Annotated in this window: 5 protein-coding genes; all 5 read right to left on the reverse strand. The window is 70.9% G+C overall.

All coding sequences use genetic code 11. The features are described from left to right. Positions 1-365: helix-turn-helix domain-containing protein (locus IE294_RS46345; protein ID WP_189895330.1), on the reverse strand; the 365-nt coding region annotated here is incomplete at its 3' end. A 121-nt stretch (positions 366-486) separates the two neighbouring features. Further along, on the reverse strand, positions 487-1,347 hold the full coding sequence (locus IE294_RS46350; protein WP_189895331.1) for an alpha/beta fold hydrolase: 861 nt from the start codon (positions 1,345-1,347) through the stop codon (positions 487-489). A gap of 359 nt (positions 1,348-1,706) precedes the next feature. Continuing rightward, positions 1,707-2,465 (reverse strand): creatininase family protein, encoded by a 759-nt coding sequence (locus IE294_RS46355; protein WP_189895332.1) that lies wholly within the window; start codon positions 2,463-2,465, stop codon positions 1,707-1,709. 66 nt (positions 2,466-2,531) lie between these two features. Then, positions 2,532-3,596, reverse strand: a complete 1,065-nt coding sequence (locus IE294_RS46360; protein WP_189895333.1) for an alpha/beta fold hydrolase — start codon at positions 3,594-3,596, stop codon at positions 2,532-2,534. A 441-nt stretch (positions 3,597-4,037) separates the two neighbouring features. Then, on the reverse strand, positions 4,038-4,431 hold a 394-nt coding region (locus IE294_RS46365; protein WP_189895334.1), incomplete at its 5' end, for a LuxR C-terminal-related transcriptional regulator.

Below are 4,431 nucleotides of genomic sequence, written 5' to 3' on the forward strand. Positions count from 1 at the left end.
GTGTGGGTGAGCTGGTCGAGCAGGCGGCGCATGGGCGGCCGTACGGGCTGGGCGGGCCGGCGCGGGCGCGGCCGGTCGTCGTTGCGGCCGGCGAGTTCGTAGAGGTACTTCTGCTGGTCGTCGTCGAGGCGCAGGGCGCGGACCAGGGTGGCGAGGACGGGGGCGGAGGCACGGACGCGGCCCTGCTCCAGGCGGGTGTAGTAGTCCACGCTGATCGCGGCGAGCCGGGCGACCTCCTCGCGGCGCAGCCCGGCGACCCTGCGGGCGGAGTCCGTCTCGGGCAGGCCGCACTCCTGCGGCGTCAGCTGCGCCCGACGGGCCCTGAGAAAGTTCCCCAGCCGACGGGAGTCGGGATGTGGATTCATGTCATCCATTCTCACGGAGTGGGCCGGACACGCCGGTGCCGGATGCGGCCGTGCCCGGTACCGCCGTTCCTGGCGGTACCGGGCTGGGGGAACCCGTCCGGGCGGTCAGGCGCCGCGGGGGTCAGCGGACGGTGGCGCGGGCGGCCCGCTCGATCACGTCGGCGACGAGGTGCGGGTGGGAGACGGCGACGGAGTGCGAGGCGGCCACCTCGGTGGTGTGGGCGTGGGCACGCTTGGCCATGAAGCGCTGGACGGCGGCGGGGATGTTGAGGTCCTGGGTGGTGACGATGTCCCAGCTGGGCTTGGTCTTCCACGCGGCGCTGGTGGCCTTCTCCTCCAGGGCGGCCTGCGCGATGGGGCGCTGCTCGGCGGCCATGAGGGCGGCCTGGCCGGCGGGGACGTCGGCGGCGAACTGGTGGCGGAACTTGTCCTGCTGGATGTACAGGTCGGTGGCGGTGGTGCCGTCGGCCTGCTTGTAGGTGACGGGGTCGAGGGCGTCGGGAAGGGTGGAGCCCGGGTACTTGTTGGTCAGCTCCAGGGCGCTCTCCCCGGGCGCCGGGAGGAAGGCGGCCACGTAGACGAGGGCCTTGACCTCGGGATCGTCGGTGGCGGCCTCGCTGATGACGTTGCCGCCGTAGGAGTGGCCGACGAGGATCTTCGGGCCCTTGACGTGGTCGAGGACGGTGCGCAGGGCCGCGGCGTCGGAGGCGGGGCCGCGCAGCGGGTTGGCGGCGGCCACGACCGGGTAGCCGTCGGCGCGCAGGTCCGCGATGACGCCGTTCCAGCTGGAGCCGTCGGCGAAGGCGCCGTGTTCCAGGACGATGGTCGGCTTGACGTGCCTGCCGGCTCCGGCGGCCTCGGCGGTCTCGGTCGCTCCGTTGGCGGTGCCGCTGAGGGCGAACGCGCCGAGCGCGAGACCCGCCGTGAGCGTCGAGACCACACCCGTCACCACTCGCTTGCGCCCACCCTTGATGCTCGCCACGACTGGCCCCTTTCAGATGTTCCGGTAATGGGCGGTCCGGCTTCGCCGGTTGCGTCACCGCCCTGACTGGTGATGAATCTGTCATGCTTGTCGTCACCTGTCAAGCTGGTGACGATGTCGTGTGGCCTGCCCGGATCGGGCGGCTGCCCAGGTGTGGCGGGCCTGAACGCAGGAGCGGCCGGGCAGGGCATCGCCCCACCCGGCCGCATACCCGTGGCCAGGCGCACGTGCGTCACTGGCACACATGCGTCACTGGCCCGAGCGGTTCGGCGGACGCGACCGGCACGCCCGTACCCGGTTCGTCACGCCGTCCGTGCCGACCCGCGCCGCGCCGTCCGCGCTGGTCCGTCCGCGGTGCGCTACCGCGCCCAGGGATCCCGCAGGATGATGTCGGCCAGGGCCCTCGCGCAGCCGGAGAGCATCGTCTCCCCCTTCTGCGGGCTCGCCACCCGGGCGTCACCCGCGACCCCGGACTTCGTGATCCGGTCGAAGGACACGGCCATGTACACCGGCTCGGTGGACTCCGCGGGCAGGGTGATCTGCGGTCCGTGCGCCTCGGCCAGGTGCTCGCGGTGGATCAGCTCGGGGTAGGCGGCCATCATCATGGACGTCTCCCCCTCGCAGGCGTGCATGAGCCCGTTCTGGGTCTCCAGGGTGTCCCGCACCACCTCCCGTCCGGCGCCGAAGTAACTGGCGAACGCGATCGGCGTCGCCAGCTCGGCGGTCAGTTCGGTCGTGAGGGCGTTGAGGGCGGTCATGTTCCCGCCGTGCCCGTTGACGATCAGGATGCGTGAGAAACCCGCCCGGATCACGGAGCGGCACACGTCACGCAGCAGCGCGTGCAGGGTGGGCAGGGAGAGCGTGATGGTGCCGCCGAACGCCATGTGGTGCTCCGACAGCCCCGTCGGGATCGAGGGCGTCACCACCACACCGGTGTGTTCGGACGCCAGCAGCGCCGCTCTCCGGCACACCTCCGCGGCCAGGAAGTCGTCCACGCCGGTGGGCAGATGAGGACCGTGCTGCTCGGTGGCCCCCACGGGCAGCAGCACGACCGCGTCCTGGGCGGCGAGGGCACGTATCTGCGCGGCGGTCAGACGGTTCCACTGGACTTCGCTCATCTGTGACTCCTCCTGGGAGTGACCGGTGGGGGGTGCGGGTTACCGGGTGGGTGTCGGGCGGGAGATTTAGAGGTAGTCGGCGTCGACGACTGCCTGGGCGAAGGTGGTGGGCGCTTCCTGCGGCAGGTTGTGGCCGATGTTCGCGATGGTCCGGTGCTCGTACTTGCCCGTGAAGTGGTCGCGGTAGGAGGTGCCGTCACCGGGCGCGGTGAAGGGGTCGAGGGCCGGGTCCAGGGTGATGGTGGGGACGTGGATGGGGGGCTGGGCGGCGAGGAGCTTCTCGTAGCGGTCGTAGCGGGGGTCACCCTCGATGAGGCCGATGCGCCAGTTGTAGTTGTAGAGCACGATGGCGGCGTAGTCGGGGTTGTGGAAGGCCTGGGCGGTGCGGTCGAAGGTGGCGTCGGAGAAGTTCCAGTTGGGGGAGACGAGGGTCCACACGTAGCGGCACAGCGGTATGCGGAGCTTGATGTCCTCCATGGCCTGCTTGCCGCGATCGGTGGCGAAGTACCACTGGTACCACCAGTTGTGCTCGACGGCCGCGGCCTGGGGCGCCAGCTGCGCCTTGACGTTGGTGATGACGTAACCGCTGGTGGAGACCAGGGCCTTGACGCGCTCGGGCCACAGGGCGGCGATGATGTCGGCGGTGCGCGAACCCCAGTCGAAGCCGGCGAAGACCGCGCGGTGGATCTTGAGCGCGTCCATCAGGGCGATGATGTCGAGGGCGATGGCGGACTGCTCGGCGTTGCGCGGGGTGTGGCTGGACAGGAAGCGGGTGCTGCCGTGACCGCGCAGGTAGGGAACGATGACGCGGTAGCCCAGGTCGGCGAGGAGCGGGGCGACGTCGACGTAGCTGTGGATGTCGTAGGGCCAGCCGTGCAGGAGGATGACCACCGGGCCGTGGGCGGGGCCGGCCTCGGCGTAGCCGATGTCGAGGACGCCCGCCTTGACCTGCTTCAGCGTGGGGAAGGAGGTGTGCGTGCCGGGGGTGATGGTGGGCACGGTGGGGACGGGCCTGCCGCTCGTCCGGTGCGAGGTGGCGGCGGACGCCTGGTTCTGGAGCCCGGACAGGGAGATGGCGGCTGCGCCGGTGCCCAGGCCGACGGCCTTGCTGAAAGTACGCCTGTTGATCATCTGAAACCCTCCGTCGTGCGTGTTCGATGACCCGTCCGTGCCCGGGGAACCTTCGCTCGTATCGGCGGTACGGGATCACTGCGACTGTTGGCGCGATGACCCTCGCACACGGCCCGTCACCTGTCAAACAGGTGACGCGAGGATATTCCCGGTGGTCGGGAAGGAGTAGGAGACCTCCTCCTTTCCGTGGCCGGACCGGCGGCACATACTCTCGTCTGTCGCGAATCCGGACACATCAGTCACATGACGGTTCGATGCGGTGACGGGGCCGGGCGTACGACGCGCCCCCCGCGACGCCCGGCGCTCCGCCACGGCGGCGCAGGTGGCGGGCCCGAGCGGCCCCATCCGCCACCCGCCTCGTCCGCGGCCCGGAACCCGGGGCTTAAGTCATTCGACTGAGACGGCACCCACGGCCCTCGCCCGGTCGCACGATTCCCCATCTCAGCTGCCCTCCTCCAGCTTGGCCAGGGCGTCGCGCAGGGCGGCGCGGGAGGTGATGCCCAGCTTGGGGAAGACCCGGTAGAGGTGGGAGCTGACCGTGCGCGGCGACAGGTGCATCCGCGCGCCGATCTCCTTGTTGGTCAGGCCGCCGGCGGCGAGATCGGCGATCTGACGTTCCTGCCAGGTCAGCTCGGCGAGCTGGGCGGAGGTCATGCGGGTGGCCAGTCCCGACGCCCTGAGTTCCGCCCGTGCCCGTTCGGCCCAGGTGGGCGCGCCGAGCCGTTCGAACGTCTCCGCGGCCTGGACGAGGAGCGGGCGTGCGCTCCTGGAGCCCTGGGTGTGGCGCAGGCGGATGCCGTTGGCGAGGCGGATGCGGGCGAGTTCGAAGGGGAAG

This window comes from Streptomyces canarius (genome assembly GCF_014650735.1).
Lineage (GTDB): Bacteria > Actinomycetota > Actinomycetes > Streptomycetales > Streptomycetaceae > Streptomyces > Streptomyces olivaceoviridis.